A 17344-nucleotide genomic window follows, 5' to 3' on the forward strand; every position below is an offset into this window, starting at 1 on the left:
GGTCATGGCATTGCCTTTCGGGAGGGGCGGGGGAGAAGGCGTTCACCGCACGCTGCGGATCTTCAGGACGCTCACGACGCTGACGAACGCGAAGAGAGCGCTGCCCAGGAACAGCATCGTGTAGTTCTGCCCGGGGTTCTCGCTGACCAGCGAGAAGAGCGTGATGGACAGCAGCACCGGGGCGAAGGCGGGAGCGAGGGTGTTGGGCAGGGTATTGGCGATGTTCATCACACCGAGGTCCTTGCCGGCCCCCTTGATGTCGTCCGGCAGCACCGCGGTCATCAGGGCGATGTCCACCGAGTTGTAGACGCCGGTGGCCAGGCCGATGAAGAGGAGGCCGGCCAGGTACAGCGGGATGCTGGGGGCGAGGGCCAGCACGACGAGGCCCAGCAGGCAGATCGCCGCGGCCAGCGCGACGAAGGGCTTGCGGCGGCCGATGCGGTCCGAGAGCGGTCCGCCGACCAGGGCGCCGACCACGGTCATCAGGACTTGCGCCGCGGTGCCGAGCGGCACGTAGGAGGCGGCTTCGGTCTTCGAGAGGCCGAGCTGGTTGATGAGGTAGTAGAGCTGGTAGGTCACCACGCTGGCCGAGGCGAGGTAGAACGTGAAGCGGCTCAGCCAGCCCCAGGCGAAGTCGGGGTGCCGTCGGGGGCTGATGTAGAACGCCGCGGCCAGCTCCCGCGGGGTCCAGGAGATGCGCGCCGCGCCGATGGCGGCGGCTGTGCTGTCCGGGATGACCAGGACCAGGAGGAGGATCCCAACGGTCCCGAGGACCGCCACCGAGAGGAACGCCAGCGGGAGCTGACCCGAGCCGACGAAGACCGAGGTGAGCCCCACCCCGACGATCGTGGCGACGGCGGTCGTGATGCCCAGTGCGGCACCCACCTTGCCGCGGTGCTCGATCGGGACGTACTCGGGCAGCAGCGAGAGCTGGACGGCCGTGACCCCGCCGAACCCGATCTGGGACAGCGTCGCCCCGATAACGAAGACCGGGACGTCGGAAGCGAAGGCCATGGCGACGGTGCCGATCAGCCCGACGGCCATCGAGCCCAGCAGCCACGGCCGCCGGCGCCCGAACCGGGAGTGCGAGTGGTCGGAGAAGTGCCCGATGAGGGGCCCGGCGAGCAGACCTGCGAGGGTCGCGACGACGAGGGTGACCGAGAGGTACCAGGTGTAGTGGTCGGGGGACAGCTCCTCCATGCTCGCCGGCAGGGCGATCAGCACGGGGGTGAAGTACGTCATCCACACCGTGCCCTGGGCGACCAGCAGGCCCGCCAGGAGCTTCCGCGGCACGCCGAACCTGCCCGCGGGGAGCGTCGGGGCCGGGACCACTGGTGCTGGGGCCAGCAGGTTCGGCGCGGCGGCGGCGGCGGGGTCGCTCGTCGCGACGACGTCGTCGTGCTCGGCGGCCATCTCGGAACGGGGTTCGATGGGCATGGACGGCTCCAGGGCCTGGGCGACCTCGATGTCGCCGCGGTGGGGAACTGTGGGAGTGGTGCCCGCCCGGGGTAGCCGGCGCCACCTGAGGTGGTACGGACTAGCGGGCCGCGACCGCCGCGCGTTCCGGCAGCTGCAGGAAGCTCTGGGCGTTGGTGTCCAGGATCGCGGTCTTCTCGGCGTCGGTGAGGTACGGCGAGTCCTGCACGTAGGAGACGGCCTCGACGAGGGACGCGTGCGTCTCGTCGCTGCCGAGCAGGAGGCGGTCCGCGCCGTAGGTCTCCTTGGCGGCCAGCAGGGCCAGGGGGATGTCCTGGGTGCTGCAGTCGAACCAGAACCTCTTCACGCCGTCGAGCGGAGCGTCCGGGTTCATCGTCACCCCCTGGTATGGCGAGGGGCGGGTGACGCCCGGGGCGCTGTGCATCGCGAGGGTCCGCTTCATGGCCCGTTCCTGGCGGTGGTACATGAAGGGCAGATTCCCCCCGCACAGGGCGAAGACGAACTGCAGGTCGGGGTAGCGAGTGCTCAACCCGGAGAAGAACACCCGGATGGGGGCCACGCTGATCTGCAGCGGGCTGCCGTAGGCCATACCCAGGTTCCAGTCCGCCAGCGCCGGGTGGACCATCGAGTCCGAGCCGACCGGGTGCACGTAGACCGTGGTCCGCCCGTGCCGGGCGAGGTTCTCCCAGAACGGCTCGAAGTCGGGGTGGTCGATTCCCTTGCCGTCGACGATGCACGGCAGGGCCACGCCCTGGATCGCGTCCAGCGCCAAGGCCCGCTCCGTCTCGGCGATGGCCTCCTCGACGTGCGGCAGGGGAACGGAGGCGAAACCCAGGAAGCGCCCGTCGAAGCGGTCGTGGGCGTCCACGTAGACGTCGTTGATGTGCCGGGCGGCGCGAGCGGCGCCCGCGGGTTCCGCGACCTCGGTGTTCAGCCCGATCGCTGAGAAGATCTGGTAGTCCACCCCGACGGAGTCCATCGTCGCCAGGCGGTCCGCGAGGTCGTCGCGCTGGCGGGCCATCAGGGGCAGGTCTGTGCGCCCGAGCTCGGCCAGCAGCTCCAGGTAGCTGGCCGCCCAGTAGTGCGCGTGAACGTCGATCCTCATCGATCTGCCTTCCGGAAGGGGCCGAAACGTCGGCGCGTCGGGGGTGCGGTTCGACCTGCTGCGCAGGAGCAGAGAGGTCCACCTGGTGATGATGAAGCTACTGACGAGTCAGTCGAGTGTAAAGCGCCAGGGGTCAGGAATCGGCTGTGCGGGTCTGTCGGGTCGCCGGTGCGCTGACCAGCTGCAGGAGCTGCTCGAAGGCCGCTGCGGTGTCGACGCGGTCATCCAGCAGCCACTGCGCCTGGAGCCCGTTGATCGTCGCGGACACCAGGGTGGCCAGGGCCTCCAGGTCGAGGCCGTCGCGCAGTTCACCCACCTCGACCGCGCGTTCGAGGCGTGAGCGGATCTGCCGGCGCACGTTGGCCAGGCGCCGGGTGGCGAACGCCTGCGCGGCCGGGTGACCGCTCATCGCCTCCCCCTGAAGCATCTGCACCATCTGCAGCCGCACGCGCGAGTCATCGTCGCGACCGATGAAGGGCACCAGGGAGTGCAGCGTCCGCAGGGCGTCACCCGCCTTCGCGCCGTCGTCGCCGATGAACCGCTGGCGGGCCCAGTTCTCCTGGTCGGCGATCACGGCCTCGAAGAGCGCATCCTTGGAGGAGAAGTGGTAGAGGACGCCCGGTCGCGTCAGGCCGACCAGTTTGGCGATGGCGTCGAGGGTGGTGGTGGCGTAACCGTTCTCGGCGAAGACGCGGACGGCCGCGTGCACGATCTCGGCCCGGTTACGGGCGTTCTCCTCGAGCTGGCGCTGGCTGCGCGCCCGGGGGGCCCGTGCCCGGCGCACCTCCAGGGGGGCTTCGACGTCGGGGGCCGGCGCGCTGTGGTTGGTCGTCATGGCCGTCTATTCTGTCCCGTCCCCGCCGGCGCTGCGGACCTCCTCGGGGGTGAGCCCGGGGAAGCGCTCTGCGCCGACCTTGGGCAGCACCTCGTCGAGTAGCAGGCGGTGCATGCGGGTCATGAGCTCGGGTTCGAAGGCGCCCACGGTGGTGCGGACGTTGAGGTGCCCGATGCCCAGCGCCTCGTACTCCTTGATCTGCCGGGCGACGGTGTCGGGGGAGCCGACCAGCAGCCAGGACTGGGCGAAGACGGAGTTCGCCACGTAAGGGTTCTTCTTCGGCCCGGGCACCGGGCCGCCGAGCAGGGCCGGGTCGTGGCCGGAGAGGTCCGTCTCGGCCATCTCGCGCATGGACCGCCCGTCCGCATTGCGGTCCACCCAGAACGTCCGGCCCATCATCTGCTCAGCCAGCGCCCACGCCTCGTCGTCGCTCTCCGCCAGGACGACGTTGCGGGTGACCAGCGAGCGGGCCGCGACGCGCTCGACGTGGGCGGCGTCGAACCCGGCGGCCGCCACGGCCGCGCGGTGAGCGGCGAACTTGGCCGCGGCGTCGGTGGGCAGGCACGGTCCGAGGAAGATCGGCCAACCGCGGGCGGCGGCCATCGCGAGCGTCGCGCCGGTGTTTGAGCCGATCGCGATCTGGGGGCCGCCGGCGCGCCAGGAGGTCGGCACCAGGCGCCCGTTGAGGACCCCCTTGTCGTAGGGGGTGTCCACGACGAGCGGGGGGTCGCTGGGGCGGTGGGCGAAGGCCGCTGTTAGCACGGCCAGCTTGCTTTCGAAGGCGTCCTTGCGCTGCGAGGGCTCGAGCCCGAAGTTCGCGTAGTCGGGCACGGGGCCGCCGCGACCCATCGACGTGCCCATGACGAACCTGCCCCGCAGCAGCAGGTCCGCGACGCTCGCGCTCTCCGCCAGGCGCAGTGGCTGGTGGAAGGGGAGCGGGATGATCGTCGTGCCGAACCAGGTGTCCCCGAGGTCGCCGGCCAGGCGCGCGGCCATCATGAACGGGTTCGTGTACGGCTCGTACCCGCTGTAGTGCTGCTCGCCGAACGTGACCATGGCAATTCCCGCGGCCGCGGCCTCCACCGCCTGCTCCAGGCAGAGGTTCACCACGGCCGCGTCGTCGTCGGGGGTGCGCGAGAAGGGTCCGAGGAAGAGTGACAGGTGCATGGGGGATCCCCCTGAGGTCCGCGCCACCGCTGGCGTCGTCGCCGGTTCGAAGTAAGTGCATCTCCTGGAACACAGTACGGACTGTCTCGTCAGTAAGTCCAGACTTCCGCCCTGTGGATTCCGCTCGCCCCCCTAAAGAGCAGCGGCCCCGGGCGGGAGGCCGGTGATCCCCCCGACTCCTGACGGTGACCCACGACGCCGCTCAGCAGAGGGGGTGGGATGGGCGCGGCGGGCCACGACGGTATCGGCTGCGGCGACGACGACGACGACACGACGACGACGACGGACGGACGGACGGCGGCAGCGAGGCGCGTAAAGGCAAGCAAGCAAGCAAGCGAGTGTCCGTTCTCACTCGACCTGTCTCAGCTCCGTGGCCTTGACCTGCGGTGGGACAGCTCGCACGAGACGCCCCGTGGGCCACCGATGCGCACTCCATCGCCCTAGTCGCGTTTCGCCCCTGCCCAGTCACTCACGCGTTATGGTCGTGGACGGGGCTTGCGTGTTCGGAGACCCTGGACGACGGTGACGACGGCGGGGTGCTCTTCCCGGTGGTCGGTGCCGACGACGAGCACGCGGGCCGGGCTGTCGGATCGCGAGACAGTGACCCCGTGCCTACCTCCCCTACCGGTCACGCACCACCGCCCACGGCCCGCCTGCGGTGATCGGAGACCTCCTCTCCACGGAGACGGCTGTCGTCGCGGCCGTGCTGGTCGTCAGCGCCGCCCTGCAGACCGCGACGGGCTTCGGTTTCGCCATCCTCAGCGCGCCCGTGCTCGCTGCTGTCCTCGGGCCGGGTCCGGCGGTGAGCACGATCGTGGCGACCGGAGTTCTCGTCGACGTGCTGGTGCTCCTGGCCGGTGGCCGGCGCCCTCAGCCCCGGGTCCGCGACGTCGTGTCCCTCGGCCTGTGGTCACTACCCGGCCTGATCGTCGGGGCGGTGCTGCTGCGGGAGCTGCCGAGCACCGCCCTGCAGCTGATGGTGGCCGCTGCAGTCCTGTACGCCGTCGTTCACCGCCTCCGACCTCGGCGCCCGCGTCGACCTCGCGACGGTGACGGGGCCGAGCGGTGGTGGAGTCCCGCGCCCGCCGGGCTCGCCTCCGGGGTGCTCAGCACGTCCACCACCCTGGGTGGCCCGCCGGTCGTGCTCTACCTCACGCGTCGCCCCCGGACCCCGCAGCAGACCCGGGACACCCTGGTCGCGCTGTCGCTGTTCCGGCTCCCGCTCAGCGTCGCAGCTCTGCTCCTGACGGGTACGTGGTTCCAGCCCGCGTCGCTGCCGCTGCTGTGGTCGGCGATCGTGGTGGGCTACGTGATCGGCCGGTGGGCCTTCGCCCGCATGGACCTCGTGCGCTACGAGCGCGCCGTCTTGGCCGCCCTCGTCGCGGCAGCCCTCACCGCCATCGTGGCGGCCATCACGTGATCGCCGGTCGGCGACGCCGATGGGTCGGCGGCGACGGCTGCACGCCGTTGGTGGCCGTTGAGGCCGGCGCGCGCGGCGGCGGTTGACCTTCGCACCGGGTGAACCCTCAGCCTGGTCGGATGGATCGGCACCGCCGATGGTGAGATCGCAGCGTTCGTCTCCTTCACCGAACACACCATCGGCGGTGCCGACCCGGCTGACCGCGGTGTCACCTCGGGCGTGTTCGAGACCGCCACCCACCTCGGGGGCGCCGTGAGCGTCACCACCTTCGCCGCCGTCCTCGCTGGGTCGGGTCCCGGCGACGGCCCTCGCGCGGCCTACCTCACCGCTGCCGCCCTCATCGCCTGCGGCGCGCTGGCCGCAACGGCTCTCCTGGCCGGTACCCGGGCGAACCGGTGATGGTGCCCAGTCGGGCTGTTCTGGGCAGGTCCTCGTGACGTCCGAGCGTGGAGGGCGCCGACACGTCGAGGTGTCCCTGTCGGGCCAGTGACGCGAGGAAGTCCGCCGCGTCGAAGGCGGCGCCCGCGGAGGCGACGCCGGTCGTCCGTGTCCGGCCGTCGAGGAGGCGTTGCACCGCTTCGGCCACCAGGGGGGCGGTGACGGCGTAGATGTCCTGCCCGGTCGCGGTGGCGCGCCTGGTGCTCGAACCGGTCCGGACGACGACGTCGACGACGAACGTCTGCCCGGACCGTCCGCTGTCGTCGACGGGCTCCGGGCCCGGGGTTCGCGGGTCGGCCAGTTCCCGCGCCGCGCCCACGGTCATGCTCGTCGAGACCTCGGGCACGTCGAGGTGGCTGGGAATGGTCACGACATCGGTCATCGTGAACTCCGCGAACACCTCTTGGGGCCCGTTCGGGGGTGGGAAGGTCCACGTCTGCTGCTGTGGTGCGTCGTCGTGCGGGCGCAGGACGCCGCCGGTGAACCGCAGACGCCGGCCGGCGCGACGTTGCTGGGAGATCTGACCCGCCCGTCGCGTGCCGGGGGTAGGACGCCAACCGCTGAGGCCGTACACGACACGGACCTCCTCGGCCGTGGTCCAGTCCGCCGCGGCCGCGGTGACGAGCAGGTCCCCGAGACCACCGAAGAACGCCATCGCCGGGACGACGAGGACGCCCGCCGCACGCGCGTCGCGGCCGTGATCGGTGAACACCGACGCGACCGCCTCGATCTCCGCGGCGACGTCGACGTAGGCCGCCCCCGCTCGCAGCGACGCCTCGATCAGCGGCCGAGCGGTGTCGGCGAACGGCCCCGCACAGTTCACGACCGCGGCGGCCCCTTCCACGAGCCGGTCCAGCGAGGTCGCGTCCCCGACCGTGGCGGTCCGGACCTCCAACGACCCGTACCGTGCCGCGACGGCGGCCAGCCGGTCACCGTCTCGGCCGGCGACGACGGTCGCGACTCCCCGGCGCACGAGTTCCGCGACGACGAACCGGCCGGTGTGCCCGGTCGCGCCGTGCACCACCACTGCGCCCGTGTCCGGCACGCTCTCCACCCTCCGCTCGAGACCTCGACCTGGTGAGCCTCGTGTGAGCAGCCCCGGCGGGGAAGCGTCCGCAACGACGAGACTCGTACAGTTCCGGACATGCCGAGCATCGCCGTGGCCGCCGCCGGTGACGTGCTGCACCTCGAGCTCGCCATCGCCTGGGAGGTCTTCGCCAGCGCACCCCCCGACCACGCGGACGGGTGGTACGACGTCCACCTGTGCGGGCCGGCGCCGGTTCGGGCCGGTCCCTTCACGCTCGAACCCACGCACGGACTGGACGCGCTGGCCATGGCGGACACCGTGCTCGTACCCGCGGTGCGCGACGTCGACCAGGCGCCGCCGGGCGATCTCGTCGAGGCGGTGCGCGCGGCGCACCAGGCCGGCGCCCGCGTGGCCGCCCTGTGCACGGGCGCCTTCGTCCTCGGCGCGGCGGGGCTGCTGCACGGGCGTCGGGCCACGACCCACTGGGCGCATACCGCGACCCTGCAGGCACGGCACCCGGACGCCGTCGTCGACCCCGACGTCCTGTACACCGACGCCGGCAGCGTCCTGACGTCGGCGGGCAAGGCGGCCGCCGTCGACCTCTCCCTGCACCTGATCCACCTCGACCACGGCGCCGCGGTCGCCAACATCGTCGCCCGGCGTCTCGTCGTGCCACCGCACCGCCCCGGGGGGCAGGCGCAGTACGTCACCACCCCCGTCCCGACCGGGGGCGAGCACGACCTCGTCGGCCTGCTCGACTGGGCCCGGCAACGACTCGACCAACCGCTGAGCGTGACCGACCTCGCCCGGCGAGCCGGCACCAGCCCGCGGCACCTCGCGCGCCGGTTCAACGCCACCACGGGACAAGCACCGCTGCAGTGGCTGCTGACGCAACGAGTTCGCAGGGCGCAGGAACTGCTGGAGACCACCGACCTGAGCATCGAGGCGGTCGCCACCGCCACCGGAACCGGCACGGCCACCACCCTGCGGCGGCACTTCACCCGCGTCGTGGGCGTACCGCCGAGCACCTACCGGCGCACCTTCCGCGACCCGGCCCCCAGGTAAGTGCCGATCACGGCGAAGGACGGGGGTGCGGCCGCTCGGCTTGAGCGGGGACTCACCCGCTGGGGTTAAGAGTCTTCTTGAAGTAGGCGGCTGACTCCTCGTACCCCAGCGCCAGGTAGAAGGGTGCTGCTCGCCGCGTGGCGAGGCAGAGGTACGCCGCGCCGGCCACCGCCACCGCCCATTCCTCCGCCGCGGCCATCAGGTGAGCCCCCCACCCGGCGCCCCGATGGGCCGGGGCGACCATCACCTCCTCGACCCAGGCCACATCACCGTTGGCGTGGAACGCGGGATGGGCCAGGACGTGGACGTAGCCGATGACCTCGGTGCCGGTGGTCGCGACGATCAGGGCCGCGTCCCGCTGGTGCAGGAGGCGCTGTAAGGAGCGGGCGAAGGTGGCGCGGTCCAGCACGGCGGTCGTGGCGAGGTCGCGGGCCAGTGGCCACACCGCCTCCTCGTCGGCGGCCCTCGCTCGCCTGATCTCCCCCTCGCTGAACTCCTCGCGCCGCGTGCCTGGCTCGTCGCGGTCCATCTGCTCAGCAGACCACGGGACCGAGGTCGTGCCCCTCACGGGCGCGTGGATGTCCCGGGCGCGGTGCGGCAGTCGCTGCTTGCCGGGAGGCGAGCGCAGCGGCGAAGGTGGCGGCGTGGTGGACATCGAGGTCACCTCGGTTCCTACGACTGCGGTCACCGGCTGACTCGTCACGGAGCCGGCCCACCGGCGCTGCTCTCCGCCGGTGCGGCGGACCGCCTGGCGGACGGTCTCGCGCGGGTCGAGGTCACGGGGATCGCCGTCGACCTCGACGTGCTGGACGTCTCGGTCGGCCGCGCCAACGGCTACGCCGCGCCCGGCGGCTTGCTCTCGAGCGAGCTCCTCGCCGTCGTCCGCACCGCCGCAACGCGCCTGCCCCTCGCCTCCGCGACGCTCGCCTCCTGGGATCCGGACCTGGACGTCGACGGTCGGGTCGCCGCTGCCGCGCTCGACGTCCTCGCGGAGATCGGGGCTGCCCTGCGGAACCGGTGAAGGCGCCCCGGCCCACTCGTGCCGGGACGAGGTGAGCGTGCCGGGCCGTGGTGGCAGGCTGCCGGGGTGGATGAGTGGGTGAGCTCGCGGGACGGCACGAGGCTGGCGGTGCGGCGGTCAGGGTCGGGGGCCCCGCTGGTGCTGGTGCACGGGTCCTCCGGTGGGCTGGACTCCTTCGACCCGATCACCCCCTTGGTGAGGAACAGGCGATGGTGGGGGTACGCGCGCCGGGGGTACGCGCCCAGCGGTGGTTGCGCACACCCGAAGGTGTTCGCCGACGACGTGGCGGACCTGCGCGCGGTGATCGAGGCCGTCGGGGAGCCGGTCGACGTGCTGGGCGCCTCCTACGGCGCGATCGTCGCTCTGCACTGCGCCCGCGACGACGACGCCCACCGGACCGCGCTCCGGTCGCTGGTCCTGTTCGAGCCGCCGTTGTTCGCGGCCGGCCCGGACCTGGAGGGCGTCCTCGCCCGCTACCGCACCCACCTCGAACGCAGCTCGCTCGGCGCCGCCGCCCGCCTGTTCGCGGCCGAGGTGGCTCAGGTCCCACGGCCACTGCTGGACGCGCTGATGGGCGCTGACGACGCCGACGTGACGGCTCCCGGTGACGCCGACGAGGGCGACCGCGCGGCGGCCGTCGGTTGCCTGCACGACCTCGAGGCGATGACCGCCGACAGCGGCGACCTGGACCGGTGGGCGGCGGTCACCGCGCCGACCCTGTTGCTGCAGGGCAGCGACACCTGGGCGCCGATGCCGGCGACGATGGACGCCTTGGCCGAGCGGCTACCCCGGGTGAGACGGGCCGTGCTGACGGGCCAGACCCACTTCGCCACCCACACCGCACCCGAGGCGTTCGCCGAGGCCGTCAACGACTTCCTCGCTGCAGCGTGAGCGGGGAAGGAGATCGGTCACCGGCGAGCAGCACGGTGTCGCGGCCGAGCCCGGGTCGACCGTTGAACGGGCCGGTGCTGCTCGAGAGTTGGCGTCGCGCCGGGGTCCGGCCGGGGATGCACGTCATCGTGCACTCGTCGCTGTCGAGCTTGGGGCGGGTCACCGGCGGAGCGGCCGCGGTCGCCGACAGCCTCGTGCATGCCGTCGGAGAGCAAGGCACCGTGGTGGTTCCGGCGTTCACCCCGCAGGTCGCTGATCCTGACCCTTCCGCTGCCGGTGTGGCGGACGAGCAGGTGCGGGCGCGGCGTGCGGCCGTGCCGGTCTTCACGGCCGACCTGCCCTCACCGGTGGGCGCGATCGCGGAAGCGGTGCGCTGCCGGCCGGGGGCGGTCCGCAGCCGGCACCCGCAGGCCTCGGTCGCCGCTGTCGGTGCCCGGGCAGCGGAGGTCGTCGCGGACCAGCCGTGGCGCTTCGCGATCGGCCCCGGCTCGCCCTTCGCCCGCCTCCTCGACCTCGACGCGCACATCCTGCTCATCGGCGTTGGCCACGACCGCAACAGCTTCCTGCACCACGCGGAGTCCCTGACCGCCCGGCCACGGCTGAAGCTGCGGCGCTTCCCGATGCTCCTGGACGGGGAGCGGGTGTGGTGGGAGACCCTCGACGTCGGTGACGACGGCGGGGTGCACTTCCCGGTCGTCGGCGCCGAGTACGAGCGGGCGGCCGGCATCACGGCCACCACCTTGGGCGCGGCCCGGGTGGTCCTGCTGCCCGCGCGCTCCTTCGTGGCCTACGCCACCACCCGCCTCAGCGAACTGCTCGACGCCGACCGTGCGAAGGGCTGACCCGACGAGACACCCGGTCCGGAGCTCACGCCCCGGCTGGTAGCGTCCAGGCTGCAGCGGGAAGGGCGGACGGTGCTACGTCAGGCCGGCGAGCCAGGTCCGCAACGCGGCCGCGATCTGGGGCGAGGAGTCGTGCGGGAGGAAGTGCGTCCCGGCGACGGTGACCTCGGTCTGGTGCGGCCAGCGTCGGCACTGCTCCAGCACGCGTCCGGTGATCACGGCGCCGGGATCTCCGCGCACCAGGAGTTTCGGCACGGTGCTGGTGGACATCCACGCCGCACCGGCGGCGACGGCCTCGTGCACGTCGGCGGGTTCCCCGTCGATGGGGATCTCCCGCGCCCAGGTGAGCATCGCCCGGCGCCCCTCGCCCGGTTCGGTGAAGGGGGCCCGGTAGGCGTCCAGTTCCGCGGCCGTCAGGGTGCGTTGCGTCCCCGCCTGCAGCACGACGTCGATGAAGATGTTGTCCTGCAGCACCAGCTGCTCACCCGCCGGGGAACGCAGGGCGCCGAACAACTCCCGGTCCGGGCCGGTGCCGTCGTGCCACGAGACGGGCACGACACCCGCTTCGAGGTAGGCGACACCCCGTGCGGTGTCCGGGCGGCGGCGCGCACGGTCCACGGCCAGGACCCCACCCCAGTCGTGGCCCACGAACACGCAGGGCCCGTCGAGATCGAGGGCGGTCAGCGCCGCGTCGAGGAACCGCCGCTGCTCGGCGAAGCGGTACCGGTCGTCACCGGTGCCGGGCAGCTGGTCCGACCCACCCATGCCGATGAGGTCGAGCGCGACGCACCGGTGGTCCTCGCCGAGCACCGCCAACACGTTGGTCCAGAGCAGGGAGGACGTCGGATTGCCGTGCAGGAACACGACCGCTGGACCGGACCCGCACTCGCGGTAACCCGTCCGGTACCCCAGGACGTCGACACGGCGCAGCTGCACCCGCGCATCCTCCGCCTGCGACGGGAGCCCGTCGAGCTAGCCACCGTCCGGGCTCGAGACGGGGCGGTCAGGTTGCGCTCGTGTCAGCAGCGCCGAGGCGCCGTCGCAGGTGGGCGCTGACCGTCGGCCACTCGTCGCGGGTGATCGAGTAGTAGGCGGTGTCACGAACGCTGCCGTCGCTGGCCGGGGCGTCAGCCCGGCGCACGCCCTCCAGGTGCGCACCGAGGCGGTCAAACCGCCAGGCGCGGACACAAGGGCACCGAGTGCCGCGGAAGCACACGCAGAGCGTCCACGACACCGGCGGAGCGATCACGACGCACGATCCACCGTCGCTAGGACGACGGGCGTCTCTTGACCTGGCCATGTCCCCGTCAGGGATGGGCGTTCGTCCCGCGCCGTGTCGACCGAACTCATCACTCGCGAGATCGTGAGCGTCACGGCCGCCTCGGCCCTTCCTGCCGTGATCTCCGTCGTGCTCTCGTGGTGCACGACCACGATCGCGGACGCGTCCGCGACGTTCACCGCTGACCAGGTTCCGCTACCGCGGACGTGGGTGGTCGCTGCCTCCAGCACCAGTCCCGCATCGGTGGCGGCGTAGAGGTCCGCTTCCCGGCCTCCGGTGAGGATCGCCGTCACGAGGGTGGACACGTAGACAGGATCCTGGCACCCGTCGTAGATCCACCGGTCGCCGAGCGTGGTATGCGTCATCGTGGTGATCAACGAGTCGTCGGCCCCCCGCCTGGGGGCCCCGCGGTAGGTCAACGGCACCTGCAGGACCTGACCGTCGACGGTGCCGAGCAGGTGCGTCTCCACGCCGACCTCACCGTCGGGGTCATCGAAGCGGTAGGACCCCAGCCGCGTCAGCACTGAGGCGTCAGCGCGCCCGACCCAAGGCTGGTGCGGCACCCACGCCTGCAGCAGCTCCAGCTTGGTCGGCACGATCGTCGCGGGGTGGTGAACGGCCATCGCCCGATCCTGCCAGGAGGGCGCCGGGTCAGGCGGCAGAAGCGACACCCTCGTCAGCGACGTCGTCGCCGGCTCCTGGCGACCACGCACAACACGGGATGAGCGTGACGTCATCGCGGAGCTGGACATCCCGGTCGCTGATGGGCACCGAGGGTGAGCTGCGGGCCAACGACTGATGGAGGCAGCCTCAGTCCGGCATCGGTAGCAACACGCCCATGGCGAGGAACGGTGTGCGAGGACCGCTGGAGGACTGAAGGTCTGGGCGCTGGAGTGCCTCGGTGATCGCTTCCTCGAACTTGCGCTGGACCGCCTCGGCTTGGCCGCGGTTCAGCCAGACCACCGCGTCGGCGAAGAGCACGGGGTGTCCGCTGCGGGTGCGGGTCGGCACCAGGTCACTGCCCCACACTTCCCCGGCGCGGTTGCGCGCCAGGATCCGATCGTGGCGGGGAGCTTGCGCCAGCGCGGCGGTGTAGGCACGGGCCAGGTCGTCGATGATGACTCGTCCATAGGTGTCCACCCGGTGTCGCAGGTCATCGAAGCCCATGGCAGCCATGGGGATGCGGTAGCCGTCGTGGCTGGAGCGGTAGACCCTCACCGCCCGCCCGGCTCGCGCGCGTTCCTCCACCACCTGCAGCAGGCCGACTTGGAGCATCCGACGGACCCGGTAGAGCAGCGCGTTCGGCGTGACGTCCAGCTCGACGGCGACCTGGCTGACCGTGGCCGACCGGGCCAGGAACGGGCGTAGGAACCGCACCCGCCGCGGGTCGGTGAGGATAGCGACCTTCGCCGGGTCGGTGACCTCGTGCAGGCCCGTGACGTCGAAGTCGTTCCAAGGTGAATGTGCCCCTGCCATTTCACCTAGGCTAGGCACCACCGTCGCCGGCGTGAAGTCTTCGAGCACCGGGACGTCCGGGACCTCTGAACCCGCCGGGACATCTGCGCCACTTTCAGCACTGCGTCCCTCGAGCTTGCTGCGCGAACGCGACCTCGCGCTGGCCTGGACGGCAGGGCTCGTGGCGTGGGTCGGCAACTATGCGCTGTTCGTAGTCCTGCCCATTGTGGTCTACCAGGGCACGTCCTCGCCGGTGGCGACGGCGATCACGGTGCTGGGCGGGGCGGTGCCACCGGTCCTGGTCGGGCAGTTGGCGGGCGTGCTCGCCGACCGTTGGGACCGGCGAAGGGTGCTGGTTGGCGCCAACGCTCTACTGGCCGTCCTGACCGTGGGCTACCTCCTCATCGACGCCAGCGCGTGGGGCTGGCTGGCGGTGCTCACCTTCGTGCGCAGCTGCGTGGGCCAGCTGGTCGGGCCGGCCGAGAACGCGCTCCTGCCCGATCTCGCCCCAGTTGAGCGGCTGGAGGAGGTCGCGGCCCTGAACACGTTGAACAACACCCTGGGGCGACTGGTCGGGCCTGCCCTCGGGGGAACTTTGTTCGCTGCCGGGGGTCTACCCGCCGCGGCCACGCTGGTGGTGCTGTGTCACCTCGGTGCAGCCGTGACGGTCGCCGCCGTGACTTCGGGCCGCTCCCAAAGCAGGACGCTCAACGGGCCGGGCCTGCTGAGGCAGTGGCGTGAGGGCGCGGTGCTCGCTTGGAGTGAGCCGGTGCTGCGGTCCCTGCTCCCGTTGATGGTGGTCATGGCGGTCGGGGAGGGGTTCGTTTCGGCGTTGCTGGCTCCTTTCGCCACAGACCTGCTCGCGGCCGGGGCCGATGCCGTCGGGTGGATCCTGTCGGCGCAGGCCGTCGGCGGGATCGTCGGTGCGTGGTGGTGCACCCGTGCACTCAGCCGATCCGATCCGATGCGCCTGCTGGCCTTGGCCGCGTTGAGCGCCGGGGTTCTGCTGGCCCTCATCTTCGGTTACCCGCTGTTGATGCCGGTCTTGTGGCCGGCGGTGGTGCTGACTGCGGTCGCCGGTGCGCCGTTCGCGGTGGTGGCTGCGGCGCAGGGTCTGCTGTTGCAGCGTCATGCTGCTCCCGCGGCTCGAGGGAGGGTGTTCGCGCTCTGTTGGGGGCTGTCCTCGCTGGTGCAGATCGTGGCGATCGGGGCCGCGGGTGTGCTGGCTGAGCAGGTGGGCAGCATGGTCATCATGGTCGACGCTGTCGCCTACGTCGTGGTCGGTGCGATGGGGCTGGCTGCCGCAGCCCGGCTCCGGCGAGCGGTCACTGGAAGGCCGATCGTCGAGATGGGTGACACTCCTGACTGAGAACTTGGTTCTCGTAGAGGGCTGTCAACTGCTGCCGCGCCCTCCCTTGGCCTCTGGGTGGAGGTCTCAGGTGCGGATCGGTGGCATGACCGCGATGTCACGCGTATCGCGGGATGACCGTAAGTCGGGAAGGTTCAGGACTTCCTACGTCAGCCTCGATGAGTCACGGCTCGTGTGGCGGCCGAGGTGCATGAGGACGGTGTCCCAGAGATCGGTCTCGGTGGCCGGCACCGGGGGCGCGAAAGCGGCGCCAAGAGTGGAGCGCGGAGGCCCTGTGGGTACGCGCAACGCCGTGGCGGCGACCGACTCGAGGATGTCGTCGTCGGGTCGGTGGTCCTGACCGAGGCTGGTGGCGATGTCCCAGGTGTGCACCACCGTGTCCAACAGGTGGATGGCGACGACGGCCTTCATGGGCAGCAGAGTGTGGGCGGCGACCTCGGCCAGGTGGACGCCCGGGCGCGGGGCGGGGCTGGAGCAGGCACTGGTGAGCTGGCGAGCCGAGGCGTCCCACTCACGCAGCAGGGTTGCCGTCCCCATCACGGGACGGCCAGCGTAGGCGCTGCGCGGGGCGTCACCCCTGCGCAGGGCGGTGGCGAAGCCGTGGTTCTGGCCCAGCATGTGCCCGAGCAGGTCGGCCAGATCCCACTCCGTGCACGGCGTCGAACGGTGCAGGTCGGCGTCGTCTACGCCGACGAGCACCCCTCGAGCGGCGGTCAGGGCACGTTCGTAGCGGTGAGTCAGCTGCACGGTGGCCATGTTCATGAGGAGATCGTCTACCCAGGTAGATGATCTGTCCAGAGCTACGGTGTGGGTGTGAGCACAGACCGCGCTGACCTGGGTGTGCTGCTGCACCGTCTCCTGGCGGTGGTCGTGGAGCGGGAGAAGGCCTTGCTGGCGGTGCGCGGGTTGCAGATGTGGGACTACGTCGTCTTGTCGGGGCTGGAGAACGGCGCAGCGCCGACCCAGAATCAGTTGGCGCTTGAGGTCGGCAGGGACAAGACGCGGCTGATCGCCACTCTCGACCGACTGCAGGAGCGAGGGCTGGTGGACCGGCAGCCCGCCCGGCACGACCGCCGCAACCGCGTCGTTGCCCTCACCGACGTGGGGCGGTCCGTGCTGGCCGAGTGTCGTGCGGACGTGCGCGTCATGGAGCAGGAGCTGCTCGCTCCGCTGGGCCGTCAGCGGAGAGCTGACCTTCTACGAGCCCTGGATCAAGCGGTCGTCTTCACGCACGGCACGAGCTGACCATGACGCTCGCTCTTCGGCAGATGAGTGAGGTCGTTCAGGTGCCGGAGGCCATGTAGGCGGCGAGGATGTAGTTGGGGTGGCGGTCCAGCGTGGTCCTCGCTCGGTCGTAGCGCATGGTGGTGCGGGGGTCGGCGTGGCGGGCGGCGATCTGCACGTCCCTGAGGTCGACGCCGGCGTCGAGCATGGTGGTCACGTAGGTGTGCCTGAGCATGTGCGGGTGCATCCGCGGCAGCCGGATGCGGGCGTCGTCGGCGAGGTGGCGCAGCCGGCGGGTCGCGGAGTGCCGGTCGAGTCGCCCGCCGCGGGTGTTCAACATCAGCGCCCCGGTGGCGCGTGCGCCGATGCTGCGGTCCACGGCCTGTCCCACCGCTGGTGGCAGGGGGACCAAGACGATCTTGTGGCCTTTGCCGAGCACGCGTAGGACGCAGTGGCCGTGCTCCTCGCCCAGGTCGGCGATGTCCAGCCCGCAGGCCTCGAAGATCCGCAGAGCCAGCAGCCCGAGCAGGCAGATGAGCGCGAAGTCGCACGGGTTGGTCGAGTCCCGCGAGGTGGACAGCAGTGCCTCCAGCTGCAAGTGGGACAAGCCCAGGGTGGGGGACTCGGGTGGGACGTTGGGGCGGCGGACGTAGTCGGCGGGTGAGTGCTCGAGGACCTCGTCGATGACGCAGGTGCGGTAGAAGCCCGTGACCACTGACATGCGCCTGGACACGGTGGAGGCGGCGAAGTGCTGGGTCTCCTGCATCCA

The 17344-nt window shown here is 71.5% G+C and carries 18 protein-coding genes; 7 read left to right on the top strand and 11 right to left on the bottom strand.

Going from position 1 to position 17344, the window contains the following annotated elements; translation table 11 throughout:
• Nucleotides 1-42: 42 nt before the first annotated feature.
• The 4 genes from GTR02_RS10525 to GTR02_RS10540 form a co-directional block, all read right to left on the bottom strand.
• The gene (locus tag GTR02_RS10525; protein ID WP_166607445.1) at nt 43-1437 is read right to left on the bottom strand and encodes an MFS transporter; all 1395 of its coding nucleotides are present in this window, start codon (nt 1435-1437) and stop codon (nt 43-45) included.
• A gap of 100 nt (nt 1438-1537) precedes the next feature.
• Nucleotides 1538-2542: an amidohydrolase family protein gene (locus GTR02_RS10530; RefSeq protein ID WP_166607446.1), complete on the bottom strand. Its 1005-nt coding sequence runs from the start codon at nt 2540-2542 to the stop codon at nt 1538-1540.
• 133 nt (nt 2543-2675) lie between these two features.
• Nucleotides 2676-3377, bottom strand: coding sequence for a TetR/AcrR family transcriptional regulator (locus tag GTR02_RS10535; protein WP_166607447.1), 702 nt, complete (start codon nt 3375-3377; stop codon nt 2676-2678).
• Between the two features lie 6 nt (nt 3378-3383).
• Nucleotides 3384-4544, bottom strand: coding sequence for an LLM class flavin-dependent oxidoreductase (locus GTR02_RS10540; RefSeq protein WP_166607448.1), 1161 nt, complete (start codon nt 4542-4544; stop codon nt 3384-3386).
• A gap of 658 nt (nt 4545-5202) precedes the next feature.
• On the opposite strand from GTR02_RS10540, the gene GTR02_RS10545 reads away from it, so the two are divergent.
• Nucleotides 5203-5964 (top strand): TSUP family transporter, encoded by a 762-nt coding sequence (locus GTR02_RS10545; RefSeq protein ID WP_166607449.1) that lies wholly within the window; start codon nt 5203-5205, stop codon nt 5962-5964.
• Nucleotides 5965-6301: 337 nt separating this feature from the next.
• Here GTR02_RS10545 and GTR02_RS10550 read toward each other — a convergent pair whose 3' ends face one another.
• Entirely contained in the window at nt 6302-7447 is a 1146-nt protein-coding gene (locus GTR02_RS10550; RefSeq protein ID WP_338073729.1) for a saccharopine dehydrogenase family protein, read from the bottom strand.
• 99 nt (nt 7448-7546) lie between these two features.
• Here GTR02_RS10550 and GTR02_RS10555 point away from each other — a divergent pair, with 99 nt between their 5' ends.
• A complete protein-coding gene (locus GTR02_RS10555; protein WP_166607450.1) occupies nt 7547-8494 on the top strand; it encodes a helix-turn-helix domain-containing protein in 948 nt (315 codons plus the stop codon).
• Nucleotides 8495-8546: 52 nt separating this feature from the next.
• On the opposite strand, the gene GTR02_RS10560 is transcribed toward GTR02_RS10555, so the two are convergent.
• Complete coding sequence (locus GTR02_RS10560) at nt 8547-9023, bottom strand: GNAT family N-acetyltransferase (RefSeq protein ID WP_166607451.1); 477 nt, start codon at nt 9021-9023, stop codon at nt 8547-8549.
• Nucleotides 9024-9068: 45 nt separating this feature from the next.
• Here GTR02_RS10560 and GTR02_RS24385 point away from each other — a divergent pair, with 45 nt between their 5' ends.
• From GTR02_RS24385 to GTR02_RS10575, 3 genes are all read left to right on the top strand, one after another.
• On the top strand, nt 9069-9515 hold the full coding sequence (locus tag GTR02_RS24385; RefSeq protein WP_166607452.1) for an arginase family protein: 447 nt from the start codon (nt 9069-9071) through the stop codon (nt 9513-9515).
• A 78-nt stretch (nt 9516-9593) separates the two neighbouring features.
• Nucleotides 9594-10406 (top strand): alpha/beta fold hydrolase, encoded by an 813-nt coding sequence (locus tag GTR02_RS10570; protein WP_166607453.1) that lies wholly within the window; start codon nt 9594-9596, stop codon nt 10404-10406.
• Nucleotides 10407-10522: 116 nt separating this feature from the next.
• Nucleotides 10523-11248, top strand: a complete 726-nt coding sequence (locus tag GTR02_RS10575) for an AAC(3) family N-acetyltransferase (protein WP_166607461.1) — start codon at nt 10523-10525, stop codon at nt 11246-11248.
• Between the two features lie 75 nt (nt 11249-11323).
• Here the strand turns inward: GTR02_RS10575 and GTR02_RS10580 are convergent, their stop codons facing one another.
• From GTR02_RS10580 to GTR02_RS10590, 3 genes are all read right to left on the bottom strand, one after another.
• A complete protein-coding gene (locus GTR02_RS10580) occupies nt 11324-12184 on the bottom strand; it encodes a haloalkane dehalogenase (RefSeq protein ID WP_166607454.1) in 861 nt (286 codons plus the stop codon).
• Between the two features lie 309 nt (nt 12185-12493).
• On the bottom strand, nt 12494-13150 hold the full coding sequence (locus tag GTR02_RS10585; protein ID WP_166607455.1) for a CG0192-related protein: 657 nt from the start codon (nt 13148-13150) through the stop codon (nt 12494-12496).
• A gap of 187 nt (nt 13151-13337) precedes the next feature.
• Nucleotides 13338-14051, bottom strand: coding sequence for a helix-turn-helix domain-containing protein (locus GTR02_RS10590; RefSeq protein ID WP_166607456.1), 714 nt, complete (start codon nt 14049-14051; stop codon nt 13338-13340).
• Between GTR02_RS10590 and GTR02_RS10595 the strand changes: the two genes are divergently transcribed.
• Nucleotides 14035-15351, top strand: a complete 1317-nt coding sequence (locus GTR02_RS10595) for an MFS transporter (protein ID WP_166607457.1) — start codon at nt 14035-14037, stop codon at nt 15349-15351. The genes GTR02_RS10590 and GTR02_RS10595 overlap by 17 nt on opposite strands.
• 144 nt (nt 15352-15495) lie before the next feature.
• On the opposite strand, the gene GTR02_RS10600 is transcribed toward GTR02_RS10595, so the two are convergent.
• Complete coding sequence (locus tag GTR02_RS10600) at nt 15496-16113, bottom strand: TIGR03086 family metal-binding protein (RefSeq protein ID WP_166607458.1); 618 nt, start codon at nt 16111-16113, stop codon at nt 15496-15498.
• A 51-nt stretch (nt 16114-16164) separates the two neighbouring features.
• Between GTR02_RS10600 and GTR02_RS10605 the strand changes: the two genes are divergently transcribed.
• Nucleotides 16165-16596, top strand: a complete 432-nt coding sequence (locus GTR02_RS10605; RefSeq protein WP_205709021.1) for a MarR family transcriptional regulator — start codon at nt 16165-16167, stop codon at nt 16594-16596.
• 37 nt (nt 16597-16633) lie between these two features.
• Here the strand turns inward: GTR02_RS10605 and GTR02_RS10610 are convergent.
• Nucleotides 16634-17344: tyrosine-type recombinase/integrase (locus GTR02_RS10610; protein WP_166607459.1), on the bottom strand; the 711-nt coding region annotated here is incomplete at its 5' end.

This window comes from Kineococcus siccus, assembly GCF_009906795.1.
In the GTDB taxonomy this organism is placed as follows: domain Bacteria; phylum Actinomycetota; class Actinomycetes; order Actinomycetales; family Kineococcaceae; genus Kineococcus; species Kineococcus siccus.

Coding starts and splice junctions, on each gene's coding strand:
- GTR02_RS10525 (WP_166607445.1), bottom strand. CDS start 1,437: ATGCCCATCGAACCCCGTTCCGAGATGGCCGCCGAGCACGACGACGTC.
- GTR02_RS10555 (WP_166607450.1), top strand. CDS start 7,547: ATGCCGAGCATCGCCGTGGCCGCCGCCGGTGACGTGCTGCACCTCGAG.
- GTR02_RS10530 (WP_166607446.1), bottom strand. CDS start 2,542: ATGAGGATCGACGTTCACGCGCACTACTGGGCGGCCAGCTACCTGGAG.
- GTR02_RS10600 (WP_166607458.1), bottom strand. CDS start 16,113: ATGAACATGGCCACCGTGCAGCTGACTCACCGCTACGAACGTGCCCTG.
- GTR02_RS10560 (WP_166607451.1), bottom strand. CDS start 9,023: ATGGACCGCGACGAGCCAGGCACGCGGCGCGAGGAGTTCAGCGAGGGG.
- GTR02_RS10540 (WP_166607448.1), bottom strand. CDS start 4,544: ATGCACCTGTCACTCTTCCTCGGACCCTTCTCGCGCACCCCCGACGAC.
- GTR02_RS10535 (WP_166607447.1), bottom strand. CDS start 3,377: ATGACGACCAACCACAGCGCGCCGGCCCCCGACGTCGAAGCCCCCCTG.
- GTR02_RS10575 (WP_166607461.1), top strand. CDS start 10,523: ATGCACGTCATCGTGCACTCGTCGCTGTCGAGCTTGGGGCGGGTCACC.
- GTR02_RS10585 (WP_166607455.1), bottom strand. CDS start 13,150: ATGGCCGTTCACCACCCCGCGACGATCGTGCCGACCAAGCTGGAGCTG.